Source organism: Luteibacter sp. (assembly GCF_009912395.1).
Lineage (GTDB): Bacteria > Pseudomonadota > Gammaproteobacteria > Xanthomonadales > Rhodanobacteraceae > Luteibacter.
Map to the genome: position 1 here is coordinate 72993 of NZ_WNDO01000006.1, position 24750 is coordinate 97742.

At 63.3% G+C, this 24750-nt stretch carries 20 protein-coding genes; 9 read left to right on the forward strand and 11 right to left on the reverse strand.

Going from position 1 to position 24750, the window contains the following annotated elements; all coding sequences use genetic code 11:
* The first annotated feature begins 14 nt into the window (after nucleotides 1-14).
* On the forward strand, nucleotides 15-944 hold the full coding sequence (locus GAK28_RS08020; RefSeq protein ID WP_291776896.1) for a hypothetical protein: 930 nt from the start codon (nucleotides 15-17) through the stop codon (nucleotides 942-944).
* Nucleotides 945-1047: 103 nt separating this feature from the next.
* Here the strand turns inward: GAK28_RS08020 and map are convergent, their stop codons facing one another.
* The gene (map, locus tag GAK28_RS08025) at nucleotides 1048-1824 is read right to left on the reverse strand and encodes a type I methionyl aminopeptidase (protein WP_291776898.1); all 777 of its coding nucleotides are present in this window, start codon (nucleotides 1822-1824) and stop codon (nucleotides 1048-1050) included.
* The gene (locus GAK28_RS08030; protein ID WP_291776900.1) at nucleotides 1821-2030 is read right to left on the reverse strand and encodes a ParD-like family protein; all 210 of its coding nucleotides are present in this window, start codon (nucleotides 2028-2030) and stop codon (nucleotides 1821-1823) included. The genes map and GAK28_RS08030 overlap by 4 nt, the downstream gene beginning before the upstream one ends.
* A 263-nt stretch (nucleotides 2031-2293) precedes the next feature.
* Between GAK28_RS08030 and GAK28_RS08035 the strand changes: the two genes are divergently transcribed.
* The 7 genes from GAK28_RS08035 (at nucleotide 2294) to GAK28_RS08065 (ending at nucleotide 15206) form a co-directional block, all read left to right on the forward strand.
* The gene (locus GAK28_RS08035; RefSeq protein WP_291776902.1) at nucleotides 2294-4111 is read left to right on the forward strand and encodes a hypothetical protein; all 1818 of its coding nucleotides are present in this window, start codon (nucleotides 2294-2296) and stop codon (nucleotides 4109-4111) included.
* Nucleotides 4112-4493: 382 nt separating this feature from the next.
* On the forward strand, nucleotides 4494-9803 hold the full coding sequence (locus GAK28_RS08040; RefSeq protein WP_291776904.1) for a hypothetical protein: 5310 nt from the start codon (nucleotides 4494-4496) through the stop codon (nucleotides 9801-9803).
* Nucleotides 9800-10807: an RHS repeat-associated core domain-containing protein gene (locus GAK28_RS08045; protein ID WP_291776906.1), complete on the forward strand. Its 1008-nt coding sequence runs from the start codon at nucleotides 9800-9802 to the stop codon at nucleotides 10805-10807. Before GAK28_RS08040 ends, GAK28_RS08045 begins: the two co-directional genes overlap by 4 nt.
* The gene (locus GAK28_RS08050) at nucleotides 10804-11370 is read left to right on the forward strand and encodes a hypothetical protein (RefSeq protein ID WP_291776908.1); all 567 of its coding nucleotides are present in this window, start codon (nucleotides 10804-10806) and stop codon (nucleotides 11368-11370) included. Before GAK28_RS08045 ends, GAK28_RS08050 begins: the two co-directional genes overlap by 4 nt.
* Before the next feature lie 397 nt (nucleotides 11371-11767).
* Nucleotides 11768-12028: a hypothetical protein gene (locus tag GAK28_RS08055; protein ID WP_291776910.1), complete on the forward strand. Its 261-nt coding sequence runs from the start codon at nucleotides 11768-11770 to the stop codon at nucleotides 12026-12028.
* 443 nt (nucleotides 12029-12471) lie between these two features.
* Nucleotides 12472-13143 carry an N-acetylmuramoyl-L-alanine amidase gene (locus GAK28_RS08060; RefSeq protein WP_291777207.1) on the forward strand — a complete coding sequence of 224 codons (672 nt, stop codon included), beginning with the start codon at nucleotides 12472-12474 and terminating at the stop codon, nucleotides 13141-13143.
* A gap of 281 nt (nucleotides 13144-13424) precedes the next feature.
* Nucleotides 13425-15206 (forward strand): sodium:proton antiporter, encoded by a 1782-nt coding sequence (locus GAK28_RS08065; RefSeq protein WP_291776911.1) that lies wholly within the window; start codon nucleotides 13425-13427, stop codon nucleotides 15204-15206.
* 215 nt (nucleotides 15207-15421) lie between these two features.
* Here the strand turns inward: GAK28_RS08065 and aceA are convergent, their stop codons facing one another.
* Both aceA and aceB read right to left on the reverse strand, forming a co-directional pair.
* Entirely contained in the window at nucleotides 15422-16711 is a 1290-nt protein-coding gene (gene aceA / locus GAK28_RS08070; protein WP_291776913.1) for an isocitrate lyase, read from the reverse strand.
* Between the two features lie 26 nt (nucleotides 16712-16737).
* Complete coding sequence (gene aceB / locus GAK28_RS08075; protein WP_291776915.1) at nucleotides 16738-18333, reverse strand: malate synthase A; 1596 nt, start codon at nucleotides 18331-18333, stop codon at nucleotides 16738-16740.
* Between the two features lie 140 nt (nucleotides 18334-18473).
* Between aceB and GAK28_RS08080 the strand changes: the two genes are divergently transcribed.
* Nucleotides 18474-19502 (forward strand): LysR family transcriptional regulator, encoded by a 1029-nt coding sequence (locus GAK28_RS08080; RefSeq protein ID WP_291776917.1) that lies wholly within the window; start codon nucleotides 18474-18476, stop codon nucleotides 19500-19502.
* Nucleotides 19503-19505: 3 nt separating this feature from the next.
* On the opposite strand, the gene GAK28_RS08085 is transcribed toward GAK28_RS08080, so the two are convergent.
* The 7 genes from GAK28_RS08085 to GAK28_RS08115 all read right to left on the reverse strand — a co-directional run bounded on the left by GAK28_RS08085 (nucleotide 19506) and on the right by GAK28_RS08115 (nucleotide 24410).
* Complete coding sequence (locus GAK28_RS08085) at nucleotides 19506-20093, reverse strand: 1-acyl-sn-glycerol-3-phosphate acyltransferase (RefSeq protein ID WP_291776919.1); 588 nt, start codon at nucleotides 20091-20093, stop codon at nucleotides 19506-19508.
* Nucleotides 20090-20512: an alternative ribosome rescue aminoacyl-tRNA hydrolase ArfB gene (arfB, locus tag GAK28_RS08090; protein WP_291776921.1), complete on the reverse strand. Its 423-nt coding sequence runs from the start codon at nucleotides 20510-20512 to the stop codon at nucleotides 20090-20092. The genes GAK28_RS08085 and arfB overlap by 4 nt, the downstream gene beginning before the upstream one ends.
* Before the next feature lie 144 nt (nucleotides 20513-20656).
* The gene (locus tag GAK28_RS08095; protein ID WP_291776923.1) at nucleotides 20657-21373 is read right to left on the reverse strand and encodes a pseudouridine synthase; all 717 of its coding nucleotides are present in this window, start codon (nucleotides 21371-21373) and stop codon (nucleotides 20657-20659) included.
* 5 nt (nucleotides 21374-21378) lie between these two features.
* On the reverse strand, nucleotides 21379-23031 hold the full coding sequence (gene ubiB, locus GAK28_RS08100; protein ID WP_291776925.1) for a ubiquinone biosynthesis regulatory protein kinase UbiB: 1653 nt from the start codon (nucleotides 23029-23031) through the stop codon (nucleotides 21379-21381).
* A complete protein-coding gene (locus GAK28_RS08105) occupies nucleotides 23028-23696 on the reverse strand; it encodes an SCP2 sterol-binding domain-containing protein (protein ID WP_291776927.1) in 669 nt (222 codons plus the stop codon). The genes ubiB and GAK28_RS08105 overlap by 4 nt, the downstream gene beginning before the upstream one ends.
* 53 nt (nucleotides 23697-23749) lie before the next feature.
* Nucleotides 23750-24214: a tRNA (cytidine(34)-2'-O)-methyltransferase gene (locus GAK28_RS08110; protein ID WP_291776928.1), complete on the reverse strand. Its 465-nt coding sequence runs from the start codon at nucleotides 24212-24214 to the stop codon at nucleotides 23750-23752.
* A 7-nt stretch (nucleotides 24215-24221) separates the two neighbouring features.
* Nucleotides 24222-24410, reverse strand: coding sequence for a hypothetical protein (locus GAK28_RS08115; protein WP_291776929.1), 189 nt, complete (start codon nucleotides 24408-24410; stop codon nucleotides 24222-24224).
* Nucleotides 24411-24750 lie beyond the last annotated feature (340 nt).

A 24750-nucleotide genomic window follows, 5' to 3' on the forward strand; every position in this document is an offset into this window, starting at 1 on the left:
CAGAAGGAAATCAGATGAAAGGTCGATTGATGCATGGTTGGTTCGCCCACTTCAGGCGACGCATCAAACATGAATTCCGTCTGGATATTTCGCCGGACAAGAGCGTCGGGCCGGATATCTATCCACTAGCCTACTGTTGCCTCAAATTAAAACGTATCCCCATGAAGCCCCGGGACGTGCGTACGACGGCGGGGTTCGATGAGGAGTTGGACACCTATGTTTCAAAGTGGCAGCTATTGCGCGATGCCATCGAGGCGGGTGACGACCTGTTTCCCTATTCGAGCAAGCGGGTGGCGGACTGGAAGTTCAACGATTTTCTCTTCCATTCGTGCGGAATCAGTCATCTCCACCTTGCTCGTAGTACCAAAGGGGAAACGGGTAGCACCCTGGTGTTCGGCATTTTCACGCCTGGAAACTTTCATGCGTTGGCGTTGGGGGATCATCATGACCTGTACCAGCGGTCCAGGATCCTTGAACGAATCGGATCGGGCGCCGATGAGCTGGGGCTGAGTCTTAAGCGCGCTGATGGCAAGGTCGCGTGGCCGGCCGATGGCAAGGACTTCAAGCAATGGGCGAACCATAAGCAATTGGGTGGCAACCTCCTTTATCCCGCCCAGTGGAGTGTCGATGGGCGCGGCATGTTGCTCGATGGGCATCAGCGGGGCGCGTTGATCCGGTTCACCCTCAATGGCGTCACTCATACGGTGCCCGTGAGTGCATATCACGCCTACGAAAGGGAAGGGAATGCCCTTGACGCCATCGAGGCGGAATTGACAGCGCGGCATGGCCGCATGGACTTCAGGTTGTGCATCGACGATGAGAGAAGCATGTATGTCATTTCGTGGGGCAGTGATTCCATAGTGGAATATCCCATGCCCCACGATGGACTGACGTGTTCGCATTTCGCACATCGCGAAGGGTGCTCACAGTTCGCTGCGGATTGACGCGAATAGCCGCCCTGAATTCACATCACGCATCCTGTGGTACGCGATTTGGGAGCTCCGACAGGCGTTTCCTTGCAAGAGTCTCGCAAGCGTCCCTGGCGATTCAGGTCATCGCACACAGAGGCTTCTCACCCGGTCTGAGAGTCAACACCCGTACGCCGCTACGTGTCACGGCCACCGTATGCTCAAACTGCGCGGAAAGCTTTCCGTCTCGGGTGTATACCGGCCATTCGTCGGGTTGATGAAGGATGGCTGCGCGTCCCTGGTTGAGTATCGGTTCGATGGTGAAGGTCATGCCTTCCTGCAATTCGACACCGGTGCCGCGGTGGCCGTAGTGAAGCACTTGAGGATCCTCGTGCATCTCGCGACCGATACCATGGCCGCAGAACTCCTTCACCACGCTGTAGCCGTTCACGCGCGCGTGCTTTGCAATGGCGTGACCCACGTCGCCCAGGCGCGCGCCGGGACGGACCTCGGCGATGCCCTTCCACATGGCCTGGTACGTCGTGTCGACAAGCCGTCGTGCCGCGTAGTCCACCTCGCCGATGAGGTAGGTGGTGCTGGAGTCGGCGATGTAGCCGTCCTTTTCCAGCGTGATGTCGAGATTGACGATCTGTCCGTTGCGCAGCACATCGTCGGTCGACGGCATGCCGTGGCATACGACGTTGTCGATCGAGGCGTTGAGCACATAGAGGAAGCCATACTGTCCCTTGCTCGCCGGCCGCGCATTCAGTTCGCCGACGATCATGACCTCGACGATATCGTTGATCTGCATCGTGCTCATGCCTTCCATCGGAAGGCGATCGAGCGCGTGGAATACCGACGCCAGTAAGCGGTCGGCCTCGGTCATCCGAAGGATCTCGTCGGGCGCCTTGATCACGCCGATGCCGCCAGCGGTTGGGAGCGTACCCCGGCGTCGCGTAGCTCGCGGGCCACCAGTTCCTGGAAGCTGAGGTCCGGATGCAGTTCGCAGAGCATGCCGATGCGGATCCAGAAATTGGCCTGGGCGTTGATGGAGCGGCTGGTGACGGTGCAGGCGCGACGGAGCTGGTCGTGCAGCTCGTCATCGATGTTGACGATGCCCATGGGGATCCTGATATGGGGAATATATGAAATATATATACATCGTATATTCTGTGGACGCAACGGACGGGTGGGCTTCGCTGGGTTTGTCGCGCGCAGGGCGCCCTCCTACAGGTAGGAGCGCGCCCTGCGCGCGACAGCCGTGACACGGGTCACGCCCAAAGCCACCCTGGGCAGCCCTGTCCAATCCCCGCGATTTTTTGCCACGAACCGCCCCTCCCATCGCCGTAGCTTGCGACCGGTCCCCTTCTTGCGAGACCACCGTGATGATCGATCGCATCCTCCCCGTCCGCCGTGCGCTTGGCGTCCTGATCCCCGCGCTGCTTGCGGCCTCGGCGGGCGCCTACGCCGAAGGCGCGCGTACGCCGTTCGTCAGCTACGAAGCCGAAGCGGGGCACCTCAACGGCTCGCACTTGGTGTCGCTGACCGCGGCCCCCACCGACCGTTTCGCGACGCCCGCGCTGGAGGCCTCCGGGCACGCCTATGTCGAACTGCGCCGCACCGGTGAAGAGATCTGGTGGAGCAACGACACCGGCCAGCCGATCAGCTATATCGACGTCCGCGCCAGTGTGCCCGACGCGGCGCAGGGCGGCGGCATCGACACCACGCTGAACCTCTACGTGAACGGCGTCTTCCGCCAGCACGTCGATCTCAATTCGCACCAGTCGTGGATCTACGAAGGTCAGTCGTACCAGGCCAGCGATCAGAATCCGGCCAGCGGCAAACCGCGCGCGTTCTTCGACGACAGCCATTTCTTCGTGCAGGGCGATCCGATCGGGCCGGGCAGCACGTTCTCGTTCCGCAAGGACAGCGACAACACGGCGAGCTTCTACGACATCGACGTGATCGACGTGGAAAATCCGCCGGCACCGCTCGCGCAGCCGGTGGGCTCCCTGTCAATCACCGATTGCGGCGCAGTGCCGGACAACGCGCCCACTCGCGGCCGCGGCGACAACAACGCGCCGGACAGCTACGGGGCGATCCAGAACTGCATCAACCAAGCCCAGTCGCAGCACCGCGTGCTGTGGGTGCCGCCGGGCACCTTCTATCTCAAGGGCACACAAGGCCTCATCGTCAACGGCCTGACCATCCAGGGTGCGGGCATGTGGTACAGCACCATCGATCGCCAGGTACCGTTGCCCAACAACGGCGGTCTCGGCGCGCTGTTCCAGGTGCATTCGTCCACCATCCGTGGCCTTCACCTTGATTCCAACGCGACCAGCCGCGAAAGCGTCGATGGTGCGGGCGGCGCCATGGATATCGCGGGTGACAACTGGTTGCTGGAAAACCTCTGGACCGAACACGTACTGTCGGGTTACTGGGCGGCCGGCAACGGCGGCACCATCCGCAACAATCGCGTGACCTCGGTCTGGGCCGATGGCTGCAATCTCAACAACGTCTCGCTGGACGCCCACCAGGGCAATAACCTGACCGCCACGAACAACTTCATCCGCGGCACCGGCGACGATGCGATGGCGATCAACTCCGTGCACTACAACGGCGACGGTTCCAATCGCGTCTACTACGACGCGATGACCAACATCCATGAGACCAACAACACGTTGATCGGCGCATGGAACGGGAAGGGCATCGGCGTCTATGGCGGCAGCGGCCATGACGTGGAAAACAACCTCATCGCCGATACGGCGCGATACACCGGCCTGGGCGTGGGCCGCTTCGGCGTCAACGGCGACGACCTGCACAACTCGCGCATCGCGGGCAACCAGATCGAACGGGCGGGCGGCAACGGCTTCGACCAGGGACAGCCAGCGATCCATATCGGCAATGGAAGTGATGGCCAAAACGTGGGCGTCGTCGACGGCAACGTCGTGACCGGCAACATCGTCGTGCAGCCGATGTTCGACGGCATCGGCTTCTCCACCTCCACCAACACGCAGCTCACGGGCAACACGGTGACCTCGCCGTGGCGCAACGGCATCGTGATCGGCGCACCGTTCTACCCGGCGAAGAACGGCAGCGCGACGCTCACCAACAACTCGGTCAGCGGCGTGCTGCCGGGGCAGGTGGCGTTCCGGAATTCGGAGCCGACGTTCATCGTCACGCAGAGCGGTAATAGCTGGTAGCCCCTCTCGGTCGGAGGAGGGCTCGTCAGGAGTACAAGCCCGTGGCGACGGTCTGCATAAGAGCGACCGTCTTGCCGCCTTGAGTGACGCGAACGCGACGCCGTCCGGCCCTTTCGAATTTCGGAGGGACGGACAGCGAACGATGGATTCGGCGCTGGAAAGTACCTTGTAGGGGTTCCCCTACAGACATCCGAAAAATCTTGCCGCAATATCGTGAGATATCGCTGTCGCCATCGCTGCGCACCCGGTGCGTACCGATGGCGACCATGCGGGGTCCCCACATCGCCCGCATTTTTTCTCGACGCGACCCATTGAGTGGCACAGGGCGTCGGCATGGATACGACGGGGCGACGTGTCGCTTAAGAAACGAGAGATGACAAACATGACTCGAATGCATGTTCGTGGCCGCTTGGTCACGAAAGGGTGGTCGCGCCTCAAGGTCCGGTACGGTTTCTTTGGCGCGATGGCGCTGTGCATGGCGGCCGGGGTGGTATCGGCGGCGGTACCCGAGCACGAGTACAAGGATCTCATCAAGATCAACGACAGCATCCAGCCATTGGGGGATGCTCCGTTCGGAGCGCGCATCAATCGCTACACGGGTGAGTTGTCCTTTTTTACCATCGATGCGCAATTGGCCGGCACGGGACCGCTGCTTCGGCTGGGGCGCGAGATGCACCCTGGCGAACTCACGGAACCCACCATGTACCAGCCGCCGGGCTTTGGCGATTGGAATATCGCGATACCGCGCTTGGTGACACGCGTACCTGGCGACATGAAGTGGCAGATCATGCGATTGGGCCAAATCAAGGACACCCGTTGCAGCGAGTTCGCCTCGCCGTCAGCCGCACTGAATCGCTGGGGCCCCTTTCGCGATGCGGACTGGTTTACCGGTATGCAGTTGGTCACCGAGGACGGTATCGCCAGGGAGTTGCTCGAGCGGCATCCGGACAACCATCTGGCGCCGACCGACGCCAATGGCGTGAGCCTGGAGTCGAGCCATGGTGCCGTGACCACGGATAACTGGCAGTTCGGTTGCCTTCCGTCCACAAAGAACGGGCAACCCGGCGAGGGATTCCTTGGCATGGCGCCAGACGGGACTCGTTATTGGTTCGATTGGCTGGTGTTCGACTCGAGGCGGACGAGCGTGCAGACGACCATGGGCACCCCGCAGACGTTCACGCTGCCGGTGTATCGCGCCGCCATGCTGGTGACTCGCATCGAGGATCGGTTCGGAAACTACCTCAACTATAGCTATGACGGCGATCGCCTGACCCGCATCGACGGAAGCGACGGACGGAGCTTGAGTTTCGCGTGGAACGCCGATCAAACGATCGCCTCGATGACACTGGGCAGTGGAAACGCTATCAGGACCTGGGAGTACGCCTATACGACCAAGGTGATCAGCCCTGCCAGGACCGACCATTATCTCACCACGATGAAGCAACCCGATGGCATGGCCTACGGTTTCGATCTTTCCAGCTTCGCGAATGCCATGGTCGGCGACATCCAGCCGGATGTCAGTACCTGCGACATCGGTGTCGAGGGCCGTATATCCCATAGTGACATGTGGGGAAAGCATTTCATGGGCCGGATATCGGGACCCTCGGGCTTGATCGAGAGTTACGACATCACCCTGACCAAGCATGGGCGTGCGAACGTGCCGCGAGTGTGCTACCCCAACGAGTACAACACACCGTGGTACGCGGCGGCTCCTGCCGAGTTTTATACGCAGTCCATCGTGGCTCGCACGCAGGAAGGCACGGGCACCCGCCTGGCTTGGTCTTATCAGCACGGAACGCCGCATGCGAGTTGGGCCGGTCAATGTGGCGATGCGATTTGCGCCTCCAACACGGTGACGGAAGTGCGCCCCGACGGCGCATCGGACCGCTACACGTTCAGCATCGCCTGGGGAGAGACGGAGGGCCAGTTGCAGCGCGTCGACTACAACGCGGGCGGATCGCCATCCCGGTCCGTGGTAACGACCTATGCTTCGGCGGCACAAGGCCCCTATCCGGTACGATTTGGGTACGACCCCTCGCCAGGAAGCATGAACGACGCGAGAATCACCCGCATCACGCCGGTCAGTGGACAGTCGATCCTTCAGGATGGCGATACCTATCAAGCCGTGGTCGACGAATTCGATGAGTTCGCGCAGCCGGTGCGTACGCGTCGTTTTTCTTCCATGTCACCGCAGACGGTGTCTTCCGAACGATCCGTCTGGCTCAACGACAAGGTGCGATGGATTATCGGCCTCCCCGTCCAGACGGACGAGCTGGGCACTGGCCATGTCATCTCCCGCCGGGAGTACGATCCGTCGTCCTTGACGTTATCCGCACGATACGATTTTGGCCGGCTGTCCATGCGCTACGCCTATGATGCGAACGGCAATCTCGCTTCGTTCACCAACCCCAAGGGCGGCGTGACGACCCTCGGCGACTACATGCGAGGCATTCCCCGGCATATCGTCTTTCCTGCGACTGCTGGAGCACCCGCGGGCGCGGAGCAGTCGATCGCGGTCGATGAGGTGGGTAATGTCACGGCTATCCGCAACGAACGGGGCGAACTGACGCAATACGCCTACGACCCTATGAACAGGCTGACGCATGTCGTCTATCCCGCGTATATGGGAATGCCTTGGAATGATCGGTTCATCTCCTACGAATGGGTTGCGGCGGGGCGAGGCATACCCTCGGCGCATTTGCGGCGTACGGAACGCGAGGGGCAGGCGACCGCCCATACCGATTACGACGCGTGGTTCCGGCCGGTGCTGGAAGACAAGATGGCTCTGGACGGTACGCTGGCCTCGAGCCGCGGACACGCATACGACTGGCGCGGACAGACCACGTTCGACTCCTACGCCATGGCCGGGACGCCCGATCTCGGGGCGATGAATGAAGGCGTGTGGACCGATCACGACGGATTGGGGCGTCTGTCGGCGACACGTAGCACATCCGAGCAAGGCATCCTCACGACGAAGACGGAATACCTGTCCGGTGCGCGCGTCGCCAACACGGACGCCCGCCAGGCACGGACTGTCACCACGTATCAGGTCTTCGATCAGCCGGACTATGGCCGGCCGCTGCGCATCGACGCGCCGGAAGGCTTGAGCCAATCCATCGAACGCGATATCTACGGAAAGCCATTGTCCGTCACCCAGTCCGGTGGTGGACTGAGCCTCACCAAATGGTGGTTCTACGACGCATCGCAGAGACTTTGCCGGACGCGTGAACCGGAGAGTGGCAATACGGTCGCGGACTACGACGACAACGGCAACGTCATCTGGACAGCCGTCGGTCAGATCGACCCCGTCAATGATGTCCAGTGTGGTCGATCCGATGCGCTCGCGGAAGACAAAGTCGGTCGTGAATACGACGCACGCGATCGCCTCCTCACGGTCAACTATGCCGATGGCTCGCCCGGCCAGGCCTTCACCTACGATGCCGCAGGCGATGTGACGCATAGCGCCTCGGGTGATATAGCCTGGGATTTCGAGCGAAATTCGCGTGGTGCCTTGACGTCGGAAACGCTGTCGGTGGACAGTCACCGTTGGTCTTTCGGCTACGGTTATGATGCTTCGGGTCATCCGAGCGGCATCACCTATCCGGATGGGCAAGGCCTTTCGTTCGACGTCGATGCTCTGGGGCGGGCTCGACGCGTCGAGTCCTTTGCCACCGGCATCACCTATCACCCAGACGGAACGTTGCAGGCGATGACGCTCGGTAATGGCGTGTCGTTCAATGCGCAGCAGAATGCCCGGCATCTCGTCGCCAATGCGAGCTACGGCACGGCCTCGCAGCTCGCGATCAGCCAGGATATTCGATACGACGCCAACGGCAATCCGCTCACCATCACCGATCTGGCGACCACGGGGCAGCGAACGAAGACGTTCGGCTACGATGGTCTGGATCGCCTGGTTTCCGCCAAGTCGTCGCTTTGGGGCGATGAGTCGTATGCCTACGACGCCTTGAACAATATCGCTGCCATCGTGCTCAACGGATCGCAGCGGACGTACAGCTACGACAGTGCGAATCGTCTGCAGTCGATCGCATCGGGTACGGCCATCACGACGTTCGCCTACGATAAACGCGGAAATGCCACGGCGAAGGACGCGGTGCCTCGTCGTTTCGATCTGGGAAATCGACTTGTCGATACGATGGGGCAGTCGATGCGTTATGACGCTGCGGGTCGGCGAGTGAAGCTCTCGCGCGGTACGAAGGACACCTACTACGCCTATACGGCCAATGGCCGTCTGATGTGGGAATACGATCCAGCGACGGAGACGGGAAAGGACTATGTCTATGCGGCGAACAAGCTCGTCGCGCGCATGGATACTCAAAAGCTTTCCGATCAGCCGCCCGTGCTGAGTGGCCCGTCGAGCGTGGGTCTGGGGGAAACGATCCATCTCACATGGACTGCCGTGACCGGAGCCGAATATTACGAGGTGCTGGAGCTGACTCCCGGTGGCGAGGCCATTCTCGCCTACAAGGGCGCGGGGCGGTCCGTGGATAGGGTGCATCAGGATGCCGGCACCTATCGTTATCAGGTACAGGCCTGTCGGGGCGACAGCTGCAAACGCTCCAGTGAGCCCTTTCCCGTAATCGTCCGAGCACCCCCCGCAGCTCCGGCTGCGCCTGCCTCGGTGTCGGCTTCGGCGTCCGCCGACTTGTTCATCGTAACGGTCCATTGGTCCGAATCCCCTGATGCCAGCCGATACGAAGTCCAGGTCAGCTACCAGTGGAACGCGTCCGTCGACCTCTACAAGGGGCCTGCGTTGACGACTCAGCACTATACGGCGTCCGATGGTTTCTATATTTACCAGGTACGCGCCTGCAACGACGTCGGATGTAGCGCCTGGGTGGCTTCGCCTCGTGTGGACGAGAAGCATCATCCCGTCGTTCCGGCGAACGTATCGGCCCCCGCGAGTAGTGGCGCATCGGTTGGCATTTCCTGGAATACTTCGGCCTATGCGGTCAAATACGAGGTAGAGGTTTCCAGGAATGGTGGGGCGTTCACTGCATTCGCCACGGTCAACGCGCCTGCCGTTACCTATGTGGCGTCGGATTCGGGAACCTATGCGTTCCGGGTGCGTGCGTGCAACGACGTTCAATGTAGCGACTATGGTCCTGTCGCGACGTCAGCTGTCCGCGTGGCGCCTAAATTTGCGCCCAACGTGTCGGTGCCTTCGGCGAGTGCCTCCGATTCGTATACCGTCTCGTGGACCGGCGTCAGCGACGCGGATAATTACCTTGTTCAGGAACAGGTCAACGGTGGTGGCTGGGGAACACTGCAGCAGCTAGCCAGTGGTGCCCTCGCGATCCAAGGGCGAGGCACGGGTGTCTATGGTTATCGTGTCCAGGCCTGCAATACAGGTGGTTGCGGCCCGTTCAGTGGCGTGGCCAGCGTCACGGTAAGCCTGATACCAGCGGTACCGACCGTCACCGCGTATACCCGAAACAGCCCCCGGTTCATCAGCCTCATCATCAGCTTGTCTCCGGTGCCAGGAGCGACCTGGTACGAATCCAACGATGTCGACCCGAATGCGAATCCCAATGGAATCATCGTGAATCGCGGAGGCGCCACCGAGTACGAGGCGGATTCGTTGGATATTTCGGAGTTGCCCTTCCAGGGCAGGCACCGTGTTCGGTCCTGCAATTCGCAAGGCTGCTCTGACTGGAGCGAGTGGAAGCGATGAAACACATGATCTCCTTCGTGGTAAGGCTGGCTTTCGGATGGATGCTTGCCTTCGGTCTGGCAGGCAATGGCCACGCCGCTGACAAGGTGATCCACGTCACCTATTACTACACCGATTCGCAAGGCTCGGTGCTAGCCACCGCCGACGAGTCCGGACGCGTCCTCACGGTGTCCGACCGTAAGCCCTATGGCGATCGCGCGATGGGGCTGCCGGAAGAGGGCCCCGGCTATGCGGGGCATGTCGATGATCCCGACACGGGGTTGGTCTACATGCAGGCCCGGTATTACGACCCCTCCGTGGGACGATTCCTGAGTGTCGATCCCGATGCGGCGGGTGATGGCGACGTGCATGGCATATCGCGATTTGCCTACGGCAACGACAATCCCGTCGCGTACCGCGACCCGGACGGGCGGCAGAGCGTGCCGCTCGATGCGTACACGTCGCGCTGGCCCGGCTCCGAGCAGGAGAAGCTCTACAACTTCATCTCGGGAATGGGGGGGACCTTCGTCAGCATCCTCACCATGTCGAACGTGTTCGACAAGGCACCGGCAGGATCGGGAAGCGGCGCGGTGGCCTCGTCCGGCTTCCCGCTGGAGTTTGCCGCCGCAGGAGGCGCCACCATGGCAGCACGAGCCGCCACATCGGTGCTCCGGGCATCCGTGGAAGCCGCTGGCGAAGGCGTCGCAGCGTCGGCAGCCACGGCAGCCACGGTCGCACCGACGCTGCCAAGGATGCGGCTCTTGGATATTACGGCCAGAGGGGCCAAGATGCCGAATTACCAAGCCAGTTGGACACTACGTCAGTTTGAAGATCATCTCGACGGTGCGGGATTCACTTCACAGGTCAATGGCCCGGTGAAGTTGTGGTTCGACCCGGCGGGAACGAAGACCTTCTCTACGCGTACGTTTTCAACAAGCACGAACGGCGCCACTGGCGAGCTCTATCGCGCAGGCCAAAAAGGTGCGGCCGCGAAAGTTCGATTCCTGGATAAGCAGACACCATGAAAGTATTGACCGATTCGTCTCTTTTCGACCAATGGATATCGCGGACGGGAAATATTCCCGAGAAGCCGTTCGAGCACGTCGCGGCGATCGACTATCGAAACTTCATGGCCTTCGGCTACACCGAGATATTCCTGGTGGACGTTATCGATGCGATACGTAGCATGGCTGATGACGAGGACGCCGAGGAAATATGCTATCTGTTCACAGCGCCGGATCCGAGAAGCTATTTCGATGAAACGGGATTCTTCGGCGCAGTGACATTCCGGCCCGACGAGCCGTCGAGCGACATCGAGGAAGCGCTTTACGCTCCCCGACGCGGGCTGGAAGTCTACTCGATCTACGAGACCTCACATCGCACCTACGTGCTTCCCAGTCGTGGATCATGGATGATTGTCGCGGACCGGGACGCCGACCTGGCGCTGCTTTGCTTCCGATCGGCGGAGGATTTACAGCGTTTCAGGTTGCTTTCGCCGACACTCGAGGGCTTCGATACCCTGGCCGATGCAGCGACCCATGCCCGGTCGTTCATGGATTACGATCTCGATCTCGGAGCACTGTCTTGATCCTTTAGTCACCATCGCGTTCCGGGGGAAAGCGATGCGGTACCTCGAGGCCTCGCCCGTTTGAAGGGGCGGGGCCTTATTGTTTTCAGCGATCCCCTTTCCAGGGAGGCTTCGCTATTTTCGGCGAGATCTCTCCTTGGGCATCGGGCGAGCCTCATGTTCGACGATCTAGCTGTTCATGAAAATCGACCTATCCGGCACAAATGACACATGGGGTGTCGTTCGTTGTGAGGATGGGGAGTCAATGAATGAATAGATTAGTTCTGGGTAGAAACATCCTGGTCGCCAGTGTGCTCTCTGTGTCGACTCTGGGCTCGCTAGTTGTTGAGGCGCAGTCGAATACCTTTCCGTAAGGCAATACGGAAGCTCCAGTCCTCTCAATGACGGAAAAGCAGTATTGGAGGATGATATCCGTCGGGCTCTGCAAAGGGTTGTGGACAAGCCGGAGCGTATCGAAGGGCAGGCCCAGTCCATCACGGTAAAGGTTGTTGTTCCCGATGCGGGAGACAAGATGATGGTGGACCTTGGTCGGGGATATAAGCCAGCTCACGACGGTGCGGCTTTTGAAGACATCATTCATGATCTGGAAACGACGTTTCATACCGTGATGATTGAGAGAAAAATCAACTATCAGATTGATTTTTATTCGGCGATATAAGTATCGGTGAGTTCCTCGAAATCGAGGACTCGAAGCTTGATATTCAGCAGCAGTCGAGGGTGCATCGCGATGCCCCTTCTGCGAAGGACGTGGTGGTCGTTTCTGCCGGCCACGGTATGTACTACCACCGTGGGTTTAAGAAGTGGACATATCAGCGTGACCCTCATAATGGAATCGTTGAGGACATGGCGACGCCGAGCTTCTCGAGACGTCTTGAACGATATCTTCAGCATAGGAGTGGGGTTGAGGTCGCCAGGGCTAGGTCGGATTCGCTTGATCGATTCGAAGATAGTGGCCTGGTTTATTACCAGCTCGGCGCCCGGTACCGACTCAAGTCCTTGTTTCCCGATGCTCCCCAGATATGGAACAGCATGAAAACAGATAAATCGCCGCTGATTGAACGTGACCAGGATATTCGTTCCCGGCCTTACTAAGCCAATCATCTGAATGCGACCTCGCTGATCCATCTGCACACGAATGCCGCCGAGAACCCTGGTGTGCGGGGTCTGCGTGTGTACTACGCAGAGGGGCGATCGGACAGCAAGCAATTTGCGCGAATTGCCGCTTGCTATATGAAGGAGTCCATTCGATCCATTCCGTCTTATTCGAACTATCCTGTGGAAGAGAATCCCTTTTCAGGGCGGCATGGAGAAAATCGTTATGCCAGGATGCCCTCGATCATTGCCGAGGTCGGCTTCCATACCAACGCCGAGGATGCCAGGGCGATCCAGCATCCGGTGTTCCAGGACGCGGCGATGCGTGGCCTGGAGAAGGGCTATCGGATGTTCCAGGACGGAAAGGGTTGCGAGACCTTCACGGTCGCATTTCCCGACGCGGACCTCGTTTCCGGCGACTCAAGGGACATCGATGCCGCGGTAGGCGGCCATCCGCGTTATCCGATTCGATACACCATGCGGGTTGTCGAGTGCACACAGGGATTTCTCTGTGTCGGCGGATCGGGCGTGTTCTACGACGAGACCGAGGCTCACACCACGAACCGTTCGTGCCATACGGCGACGAAGCCGTTCAAGATCGTCTGGGAGGTCACGGCCAGGGACGAGGACGGCATCGTCGCGACCACCCAGACGACCATGAATTGCCAGCCCAAGGTCTGAGGCCGGGTCGGATGCCGGAAAGCCGCTTCGGGACAAGCCCAGCCTAAAACATGTTTCATGTACTGATGAGTTGACAAATAGGGGGCGGGCGCGGAGAATTCTGTACCAGGCGGTTCTCTTAATAATGGCTGCCTGCCCCGTCCCGATGCTGGATACCCCTCCCTCCCCCCGCTCCAGCATCGGGACCCGGCCTTTTCACATTTGGATCCTTATGATCCCCGTAGGCGACCGACTCTAGCGAGCCGGTCGTTTTTCTTTTGGGAACAAGGATCTGCACGTCTATGGAACTGGCAATGCTGCTGACCCTGATGCTCGGCATCGGGTTCCTGTGCCAATGGGTGGCCTGGCGGGTGCGCCTGCCGGCGATTCTCTTTCTGCTGCTCGCGGGCATCGTGGCTGGACCGGTTTCCGGCTTGCTGAGACCGGACGCGCTGCTCGGCGACCTCCTGTTCCCCATGGTGTCCCTGGCAGTGGCGGTCATCCTGTTCGAGGGCAGCCTCACGCTGCGCTTCGGTGAACTGAAGGGGATCGGGCACGCAGTGCGGGGACTGGTCACCTACGGTGCCGTGGCGGCCCTGCTGATGCTGGCCGCCGCGGCACACTGGATCGGCGGACTGAGCTGGGAGCTTTCATTGTTGTTCGGTGCGCTGACCTGCGTGACCGGGCCGACGGTGATCGCGCCGATGCTGCGTACCGTGCGTCCCAATGCGCGCATCGCCAGCGTGCTGCGCTGGGAAGGCATCGTCATCGATCCGATCGGCGCCTTGTTCGCGGTGCTGGTGTACGAAGCGATCGTGTCGCATCGCGAAGGGCATTCGATCCAGGTGTTCCTGGGCACGGTCGCCTGCGGCGTCATCGTGGGTGGCGTCGCCGCCTTCGTGCTCGGTCGCCTGCTGCGTCGGCAGGTGATTCCCGAATACCTGCAGAACTTCGGCACGCTTGCCGCCGTGCTGGCGGCCTTCAGTCTTTCGAACCATGTTGCGCACGAGTCCGGCCTGCTCGCGGTGACGATCATGGGTATCGCGCTGGGCAACATGCGCGACGTGCACATCGACGACATCATGGATTTCAAGGAGCACCTGACGACGCTGCTGGTGTCGACGTTGTTCATCCTGCTCGCCGCGCGTCTTGACTGGCCTCTGCCCGATGGCGCGTTGTTTGCGGGCATCGCGATCTTCGTCGTCGGCCAGGTGCTGATCCGTCCGCTGTCGGTTTTCCTCTCCAGTATCGGCAGCACGCTCGCCTGGCGCGAGCGCGCGCTGATCGCCTGGGTGGCGCCGCGCGGCATCGTCGCGGCGTCGGTATCGGCGCTGTTCGCGATTCGCCTGGAAAAGATCGGCATGAGCGGTGCGGATAAGATGGTGCCGCTGGTGTTCCTGATGATCATCGGCACGGTGGTGTTCCAGAGCGCGACGGCGCGTCCGCTGGCGCGCTGGTTGAAGGTGGCCGATCCCGAGCCGCGCGGCGTGTTGATCTACGGTTCCGACACGGTCGCGTTGGAAATCGCGCAGGCGCTTGCTGCGAACGAAGGCTTGCGTGTAGTGGTGGCCGACGACGACTGGAACGGCATACGCGCGGCGCGCATGGCGGGCCTGCCGACCTTCTTCGGCAATCCCGCGTCACAGGCGGCGGATCGCAATCTCGACCTGGCGGGCATCGGCCACCTGTTCGCGATGTCGACGCATCGCGAGCTGAATTCACTGGTGAGCGTGCATTACCGCGAAGAGTTCGGGCGGGACAAGGTGTATCGCCTGCGCAACCTCTCGCCGGAGGAAAGCCACGGTCGCGCGTCGCTGGCTGGCAGCCTGCTGGCGACCGCGTTGTTCGCCGATGACATGACCCATGCACGCTTCGCGGAGTTGCTGGGTGAGGGCTGGCGGATCAAGTCCACTCGTCTGAGCGAGACCTTCGACTGGCCGCACTTCATCGAGCAGTACGGCTCGCGGACGGTGTTGCTGTTCGGCATGGAGGAGAAGGGCGACCTGCGCGTGGCGTCGGGGGCGAGGGAGCTGGAGCCGCGCCCCGGCTGGACGGTGATCGCCCTGGTGCCTCCGGAGCGCTGAACCCTTTTCTTGACGCGTTGCCGCAGTGCGCCGAAAATAGCGCCTGCGGCCGCGCGCAGTCTCCCCGCCCTCGGCCGCAGTCTCCCCCTCGACAGCCAGCCAAGCTCGCCTCCCGCGAGCCCAGCCAGCAATCGTTGTTGTCGTAGGAGCGCGCTTGCGCGCGATGGGAATATCGGCAGCTGGCTATCGCGCGCAAGCGCGCTCCTACAGGGGGCTTAAGCCGCTGTGGCGGGATGGAACTGCTCCTCTTCCGTCGAGCCCGACAGCGCCGATAGCGAGCTGAACGATCCCGAGATCACTTGGTTTACCGCGTCGAAATAGCCCGTGCCGACCTCGCGCTGGTGCTTCACGGCGGTGTAGCCGTCCTTCTCCGAGGCGAACTCGGCGTCCTGCAAGGCCACGTATGCGGCCATCTGGTGCTGGCGATAGCCGGTGGCCAGCTGGAACATCGAGTGGTTGAGCGCGTGGAAGCCGGCCAGCGTGATGAACTGGAAGGTGTAGCCCATTTCGCCCAGGCGCTTCTGGAAACTGGCGATGGTCTTCTCGTCGAGGTGCTTCTTCCAGTTGAAGCTCGGCGAGCAGTTGTAGGCCAGCTTCTTGCCGGGGAACTTCGCATGGATCGCTTCGGCGAAGCGGCGCGCTTCCTCGAGGTCCGGCGTGGAGCTCTCGCACCAGATCAGGTCGGCGTACGGCGCATAGGCCAGACCGCGACTGATCGCCTGATCGAGGCCTTGGCGGCTCTCGTAGAAGCCTTCGACGGTGCGCTTGCCGGTGAGGAACGGCTTGTCGTTGTCGTCGATGTCCGAGGTGACCAGCCCCGCGCCCTGGGCGTCGGTGCGCGCGATGATGATCGTCGGCACACCGGCGACATCGGCGGCGAGGCGCGCAGCGATCAGCTTCTGCACGGCTTCCTGCGTGGGCACCAGCACCTTGCCACCCATATGGCCGCACTTCTTCGCGCTGGCGAGCTGATCCTCGAAATGCACGCCCGACACGCCGGCCTCGATCATCTGACCCATCAGCTCATAGGCGTTGAGCACGCCACCGAAACCGGCCTCGGCATCGGCGACGATCGGCGCGAGCCAGTCGCGGCCGTCCTTGCCTTCGGCGTGATGGATCTGGTCGGCGCGCAGCAGGGTCTTGTTGATGCGGCGTGCGACGTTCGGCACGGAGTCCACCGGATACAGCGACTGGTCGGGGTACATCGTGCCGGCCGTGTTGGCATCGGCCGCCACCTGCCAGCCCGACAGATAGATCGCTTCCAGGCCGGCCTTCACCTGCTGCATGGCCTGGTTGCCGGTCAGTGCACCCAGCGCGTTGACGAAGGGACGCTCGTTGAATGAGCGCCACAGGCGCTCGGCACCGCGACGGGCCAGCGTGTGCTCGACCTGCACGCTGCCGCGCAGGCGAACCACGTCCTCGGCGGTGTACGGGCGCTCGATGCCGTTCCAGCGATCGTTGTTCTTCCAGTCCAGGGTGATCTGTTCGGCGGTATGCGTCTTCATGGCGTGTTCTCCTTGGAAATGTCGGCTCAGGACAGGCGTTCGTAAGCGGGCAGGGTGAGGAAGTCGCGCAGTTCGTCGGAGCGGGTGAGCGCGGCGAGCAGCGAGGCGGCGTCGTCGGCGCGTGCGGCGCCGGGTGCGGAGGATTCGCGAAGGCGATGGCGATGCTTTTCCAGCGCGTGGTCGAACAACGCGAAGGTGATGGGCGCGTGGTCGCTGAATTCGATTGGGCCGTGGTGCAGCCACTGCCACAGCTGCGCGCGGGCGATCTCCGCCGTGGCGGCGTCTTCCATCAGGTGATGGATCGGTACGCAGCCCTGGCCGTCGAGCCATGCGGCGGTGTAGCGCAGGCAGACCTCCACGTTGTTGTCGAAACCTTCGCGCGTCACGGTGCCGATCGCCGGAGCGATCAACGCGTCGCGCGAGGCGTGCACGTCGTCACGGCGCACGTGCAGCTGGTTCGGCGTGGGCATGTGTGTGTCGAACACCTCGCGTGCGATGGCCACGAGTGCGGGATGCGCCACCCAGGTGCCGTCGTGACCGGCGGTGACTTCGCGCAGCTTGTCCGCGCGCACCTTCGCCAGCGCAGCCTCGTTGGCCGCATCGTCGCCCTTGATGGGAATCTGCGCCGCCATACCGCCCATCGCGAACGCACCGCGACGATGGCAGGTCTGGATCAGCAGCTCCGAATAGACCTTCAGGAACGGCACCGTCATGCCGACCTGTCCGCGCTCAGGCAGCAGGCGATCGCGATGTGCGCGGAACGTCTTGAGGTAGGAGAAGATGTAATCCCAGCGTCCGCAGTTGAGCCCGACGACGCGCGTGCGCAGCACATGCAGGATCTCGTGCATCTGGAACACGGCCGGCAGTGTCTCGATCAGCACCGTGGCCTTCATGCAACCTTCGGGCAGGTCGAGTTCGCTCTCGGCATGGGACATCACCTCGTTCCACAGCGCCGCCTCTTCCATCGACTGCAACTTGGGCAGATAGAAGTAGGGGCCGCGATCGCGCTCGTGCAGCGAACGCGCGTTGTGGAAGGCGAACAAGCCGAAGTCGAGCAGCGAGCCGGAAACGATGTCGCCGTCCACCTCCATGTGTCGCTCAGGCAGGTGCCAGCCGCGCGGGCGGATGACGAGCGCGGCCGGGTCGTCGCCGACGGTGTAGCGCTTGCCGGCCTCGTTGGTGAATTCGATGCGGCCGTCCACGGCATCGCGGAGGTTGCGTTGTCCATCGATCTGGTTGATCCAGGTCGGTGCGCTGGAATCCTCGAAGTCGGCCATGAATACCTTCGCGCCGGAGTTCAGCGCGTTGATGATCATCTTGCGTTCCACTGGGCCGGTGATCTCCACGCGGCGATCGAGCAGGGCGGCGGGTATCGGGGCCACGGTCCAGTCGCCCTCCCGCAGGGCGGCCGTATCGGTGCGGAAGTCGGGCAGTTCGCCGGCGTCGTAGCGCTGCTGGCGGGCCGTGCGTTCGGCCAGCAGGGCGAGGCGGCGGGCGTCGAAGCGACGGTGCAGCCCGGCGACGAAGGCGAGGGCTCCCGGGGTCAGGATGTCGGCGTGGGCCTTGCGGTCCTCCACGCGGACGCCGGACAGGGGATCGATCGCACTCTTGGGAACGGCCATGACGGTTTGCCTCCAGCGACGGGTCGGGAGGTCACGCTACGCCTTGAAAATCATGATTGACAAAGCAAATGTTTCAAAGAAACATATTAACTATGTCAATAACGTATCCAATTGCCTGATTGTCATAGGGAATGTGGAGCATGAAAAAGCCGAATCCAGCCCGTAAAAGCGCCGCCAAACCCCGCTCGCGTACCGCGCGAAGCTCGGTCGGGGAGGACGCCGGCGGCCGTTTCTACTACAAGGGCAACCGGCTCAAGCAGCTGCGCGCCTTCGTCTATATCGCCCGCCTGGGTAGCCTGAGTCGGGCGGCCGAGGCGCTGTTCCTGTCTCAACCCTCCGTGAGCCTGCAGCTCAAGGCGCTGGAGCGCGAACTGGGGGCGACCCTGCTGGAGCGCACCCGCCGTCGTATCACCCTCACCGATGCCGGCGAGGCGCTCTACGAGATGGCGCGTCCGCTGGTGGAAGGGTTCGAGGATCTGGATCGCGAGTTCCGCACCCGCGTACAGGGCGCGAAGGCCGGCAAGCTCACCATCGCGGCCGGGTCGTCCACCATCCAGTACCTGTTACCCGAACTGGTGAAGACCTATCGCGAGCGCTATCCGGGCGTGCACCTCGCGCTGTCCAACGTCACCAACCGCGATGGCCTGGCGCTGTTGCGCAGCGACGAAGTGGATATCGCGGTGGGCTCGATGATCGACGTACCGCACGACATCGCCTGGGCGCCGGTGTACCACTACGACCCGATGCTGATCATGCCGCCGGATCATCCGCTGGCGGAAAAGACCGACATCCGGCTGGAGGACATCGCGCCCTACGGGCTCATCCTGCCCCCGAAGCGGCTCACCACGTATCGGCTCGTGGACATGGTGTTCCAGCAAAGCCACGTGCCCTACACGGTGGCGATCGAGGTGGGTGGCTGGGACGTCATCAAGCAGTACGTCGCGATGGGGCTGGGCGTGTCGATCGTCACCGGTATCTGCCTCACCGAGGCCGATCACGAGCGACTCGTCGTGCGCAACATGCGCCAGTACCTGCCGCAACGCAGCTACGGCGTGGTGATGCGCAAGGGCAAGTTCCTGAGCCCCGAGGCGAGGGCGTTCATCGACCTGATTCGCCCCGGCCTGCTGACCCATCGCGACTACGACGAGTCGGGACACTCCGAACGCTGAGGCTCAGGCGTCGCGGTGCTTGCCGTGGTAGCCGGCGAACATGGCGCGGATGCGCGTCAGGTCGGCGTCGGTGTCGCCAGTGGGATGCACCAGCGGGCCGAAGGTGAAGGTCTTCGTCGGGTAGTCGATGAAGATCGGCTGGATCGGCACGCCGGACGCCTGCGCGATGCGCAGGAAGCCGGATTTCCACTGTTTTACCGCCTTGCGCGTGCCTTCGGGCGCGATGCCCAGCCACATCTTCGGATGCGTGGCGAAACGCTGCACCATCTGGCCCACGACATCCGTCGCGGCCTTGCGGTCGATGGGGATCATGCCGAGGCGACGAACGATGGGGCCGAACGGGCCACTGAATACTTCGCGCTTGATCATCACGCCAAGATCGAGGCCCATCGCCGACTTCATCAGAAGGCCCCAGATACCGTCCCAGTACGACGAATGCGGTGCGCCGATGACGACCAGGCGCGGCAGGTCCGGTATCTCGCCCGCGATGTGCCAGCCACTGAGGCCGATGGCCCAGCGCGCGAAGCGCTTCCAGGCGGAGTCGGGCAGGGAGGGGACGTTGGGTGGCAGATGCCTGGGAACGCCCTTCATTCACGGCTCCAGTCGCGCGAGCGGCCGCGCTTGGTCGCGCCACGCTGGTTCTTGCCGGCGAGGCGTCGCTCCTTCGAGGCGCGCGTCGGTTTGGTCGCGACGCGCTTCTTCGCCACCACGGTGGCTTCGCGGATGATCTCGGCAAGGCGTTCGCGCGCATCGTCGCGGTTGCGTGCCTGATCCCGAAAGCGGCGTGCCTGGATCACGAGTACGCCGGCATCGGTCATGCGCCGGTCGCGTCGGGCGAGCAGACGGGCCCGGACGTCGTCGGGCAGCGACGGTGACGAGGCCACATCGAAACGCAGCTCCACCGCACTCTCGGTGCGATTCACATGCTGCCCGCCCGGACCGTCGGCGCGCGTAAAGCGCTCAATCAGTTCGGCCTCGGCGATGACGATGGCGTGGGTCACGGTGAGCATGATGGCGGGATTCTAGCAGGGCGCGCCGGTAGCGCTCTGCCAGCAGACCCGGCTTGGTCGCAACCAGGCATTATTTGTAGGAGCGCGCTTGCGCGCGACGGGTGTTGCCGCGAGCCCCATCGCGCGCAAGCGCGCTCCTACAGTTCAGGCGGCGTGCCAGTCTTCGTACGCGGCCTGCCACTCGAAGCGTTCGAGCAATCGCTGCCATGTCGCGTCGAGCCCGGCGTTGACACTCATCCGCCGGCCATCGACGGGATGGTCGAACTCCAGTCGCGCCGCATGCAGCAGTAACCGATGCGAGCTGAAATGCTGCTTGTACAGGCGATTATGGTCGCCCCGGCCGTGTTGGCTGTCGCCGACGATGGGGTGGTGGATATGCGCCAGGTGCTTGCGGATCTGCCGAAAGCGGCCGGTGCGCGGCTCGGCGGCCACGAGGGCGTAGCGCTGTTTTTCGTAGCGGCCGAGCGCGATATCCACTTCGACGGTGCCGAGGCGGCGGTAGTCGGTCTGCGCTTCGCGGCGCGGACCGGTTTCGCGTGATCCCGGCAGCGGGTAGTCGATGCAGCCTTCCGTGGGTTCCGGCCAGCCGCGCACGATCGCGGCGTAGCGCTTGCGCACGGTGCGACCCATGAACTGCTCGCCCAGTTGCGCGGCGACCTCCGACGAGCGCGCGACGAGGAGCACGCCGGAGGTGGCGCGATCCAGGCGATGCGCGAGGTGCAGGCGTCCTTCCACCTGCTCGCGGAGCATGTCGATGAGGAAGGCGTCGTCGGGGCCGACGAAGGCCGAACGATGCACGGCGAGGTTCGCGGGCTTGTTGACGGCGACGAGGTCGTCGTCCTGGAACAGGATCTCCAGCACGGCGATCAGTGACTGCGGCGCGGCCAGGCGGCCACGAAAGCGCCCGCACCAACGATTCCGAGCACCAGCGCCACCGGCCATGCGGCATGCGGCGACAGCGCGTAGAGCAGCGAGGCACCGATCAACAGCGAACCGCCGAGCAGGCCGCAGGCGATGGAGCGATGCAGCCTGCGGGCATCTTCGCGGGCGAGCGCGAGGGCGACCGGATCGGCGACTTCGCGGCGTTCGCCGCTGGCGACCTGGCGCAGCGCGTCGCGGACCAGCTCCGGCATGCGCGGCGCGCTATGCAGCCACTCCGGCACGCGACGGCGCACGTCGCGCAGCGTGGAACGCAGGCTGTAGCGCTCGCGCAGGATGCGCTTGAGCACCGGATGCGCGACGGCCCAGATGTCGATCTCCGGATCGAGCATGCGGCCGACGCCTTCGATATTCAGCAGGGTCTTCTGCAACAGGATCAGCTGCGGTTGCAGCGTCAGCTCGAACTTGCGAGCCGTCTGGAACAGCTTCACCACCAGTTCGGCGATGGAGATCTGCGACAGCGGGCGCGTGAAGTAGGGTTCGCACACGGTGCGCACAGCAGCTTCGAGTTCGTCGAGGCGGATGTTTGACGGCATCCAGCCGGCGGCCACGTGCAGCTGCGCGATGCGGGCGTAGTCGCGCTCGAACAGCGCGATGAAGTTCTCGGCGAGCCAGTACTGGTCGGCTTCGGGCAGCGAGCCCATGATGCCGAAATCCAGCGCGATGAAGCGCGGCTCGTCCACGCGCGCGGTATCTACCCAGATGTTGCCGGGATGCGCGTCGGCGTGGAAGAAATTGTCGCGGAAGACCTGTTCGTAGAACAGTCGCACGCCTTTCTCGGCAAGGCGCTTGCGATCGAGACCGGCCGCGTCGATGGACGCGATGTCATCGGCGCTGACGCCGTGCACGCGCTCCAGCGTCAGCACGCGCTCGGTGCTGAAATCCCAGTGGACCTCGGGCACGTACAGGTCGATGCCGCTGGCGAAGTTGCGTCGGAGCAGGCTGGCGCTGGCGCCTTCGCGCTGGAGATCCAGCTCGTTGGCGAGCATCTTCTCGACCTCGGCCACCACCTCCAGCGGGCGGATCTTGTCCGCCGCGGGATGCCAGCGCTGGGCGAGTTCGCCCAGGGCGTGCAGCAGGTCGATGTCGCGCGCGATGCGCTTGTCGATGCCGGGGCGCAGCACCTTGACCACCACCTCGCGGCCGTCGTGCAGCGTCGCGGCGTGCACCTGGGCGATCGAGGCGGAGGCGAGGGCGTTCTCGTCGAAGCGGGCGTAGACCGTGGTGACGGGGGCCTTCAGTTCGCGCTCGACGATGGCGCGGGCTTCGGCGCCGGGGAACGGCGGCACTTGGTCCTGGAGCAGCGCGAGTTCGTCGGCGACGTCCGCGGGCACGAGATCGCGCCGCGTGGACAGCACCTGGCCGGCCTTGACGAAGATCGGGCCCAGTTCCGTCATCGCCAGGCGCAGACGCGCACCGCGCGACATGCCACGCACATCGGCGGCGGGACGCGGGAACAGCGGTCGGACCAGCTTCAGCGGGCGGAACAGGTGGGCGCCATCGACCAGTTCATCGAGCTGGTACTTGAGCAGGACGGCGGCGACGCGCAGCAGGCGCGGAACGAGGCGCAGCGACGTCATGCGCCGGAGCCCTTCAGCGTGCGCTCCAGGCGGGCGAGTCGCGCCTCGGCGCGGTCGGCACGTTCGCGCAGTTCGTCCACGCCATCGAGGAAGACATCGACCTCGCCCGGTGCCACGGCGACGCGACCTTCGTCGCGCAGCCAGTCCGCGCCGTCCTCGGTGAGGTGGGCGGCGGTCTGCTTCGCGTGGGCGAAGGCCTTGTGCAGGGCCTGGGCAAGCGGCACGCCCACCGCGTCGCCGAAGCGCTGTGCGAAGGCTTCCTCGATGTCCGGGGCGTACTGGCGGGCGAGGCGTTCGAGGCGGCGCGCGAGTTCGGCGTCGCCAGCGATGTCCACCTTGCCGGGGGCGACGCCGTCGTCGTCGCGGCGCAGGGCCATGGCCAGCAGACTGCCCGGCGAGGCGGTGACGCGCAGGCTACCGCCGTCTTCCGCCGGATCGACACGCAGGCGGCCTTTCTCGACGGATACGCGCAGGGCCAGCTCGGGACCGCTCAGGTGGACCTGGACGCTGCGGCCGTCCAGCGCGTCGAGGCGCTGGCGGGTGTCCGGATCGAGGTCGACGGCGCGGTTGAGCACGGACTCCATCGCACGGCCGGCGAGGACACGCAGCGGACGGGGAAGGAAACGGGTCGGGCCGGCGTCGGCCGAGGGACGATCGGAGGTCATGCCACGGATTGTAGCCTGCCGCTCCCGGCAGGGAGGCATCCGTGGTGTCGCGGTCAGTCCGCGCCGTCGAAGCCGGTCTGGCGCCAGGTCTCGAAGACCGCCACGGCCACGGCGTTGGACAGGTTGAGGCTGCGGTTGCCCGGTCGCATGGGCAGGCGCACGCGCTGGTCTTCCGGGATCGCGTCGAGTACGTCGTCGGGCAGGCCCGCCGTTTCGCAGCCGAACAGCAGGGCATCGCCGTTCGCGTAGGTCACGTCGGTGTGCAGGCGGCGGCCATGGGTGGAAAAGGCGAAGACCCGGGGATGGCCGATGGCGGCCAGGCAGGCATCGAGGGTGTCGTGGACGGCGAGGTTGGCGAACTCGTGGTAGTCGAGTCCGGCGCGGCGCAGGCGCGTGTCGTCCAGTTCGAAGCCCAGGGGCCGTACCAGGTGCAGGTCGGCGCCGGTATTGGCGCAGAGGCGAATCACATTGCCCGTGTTGGGCGGAATCTCGGGACGGAACAGGATGACGTGGGGCATGCGCCCATTATGAGCCAGAGCGCAGGCACATGACGCCGTCCTGGGGCAGGGCGCAGCCGGTGACCGTGGCGGCGGCGCCCTTGGAGGCCAGTTGGACCGGGTTGCCGGAGTAACCCAGCATGTTGCCCAGGATCAGGCCGCAGACCAGCATCGAGGCGACCAGGAGGCTACGGAGCAGGAGCAGTTCGTGTTTCATGGCGTGTGTCCTTGAGGTGGGTTGGCGCGTTCAGACCATCAGGCCCAGGGTGAGGCCGCACAGCACCATGGAGGTGATCAGCAGGGCGGCGAGCATCGGCAGTTCGTATTTCATGGCGTGACTCCTTCGGCGGTTGGCGGATGGGGCGTTCGACCCCGGCAGAGGTATTAAGGCAAACCCCGTGCCAGCTTTTGAGAGCCCGCAATCAACTGATTCGCATGAGATTTGTCAGGTGGCCCTTTCTTCCCTGTCTGTCCGCGGACAGTGGCCGCCCGCCAACGGACAGCGCTAGCGGTCGGCGGACACCCTGGCAGATGCCTGGCGAATGGCGATTGCGTCC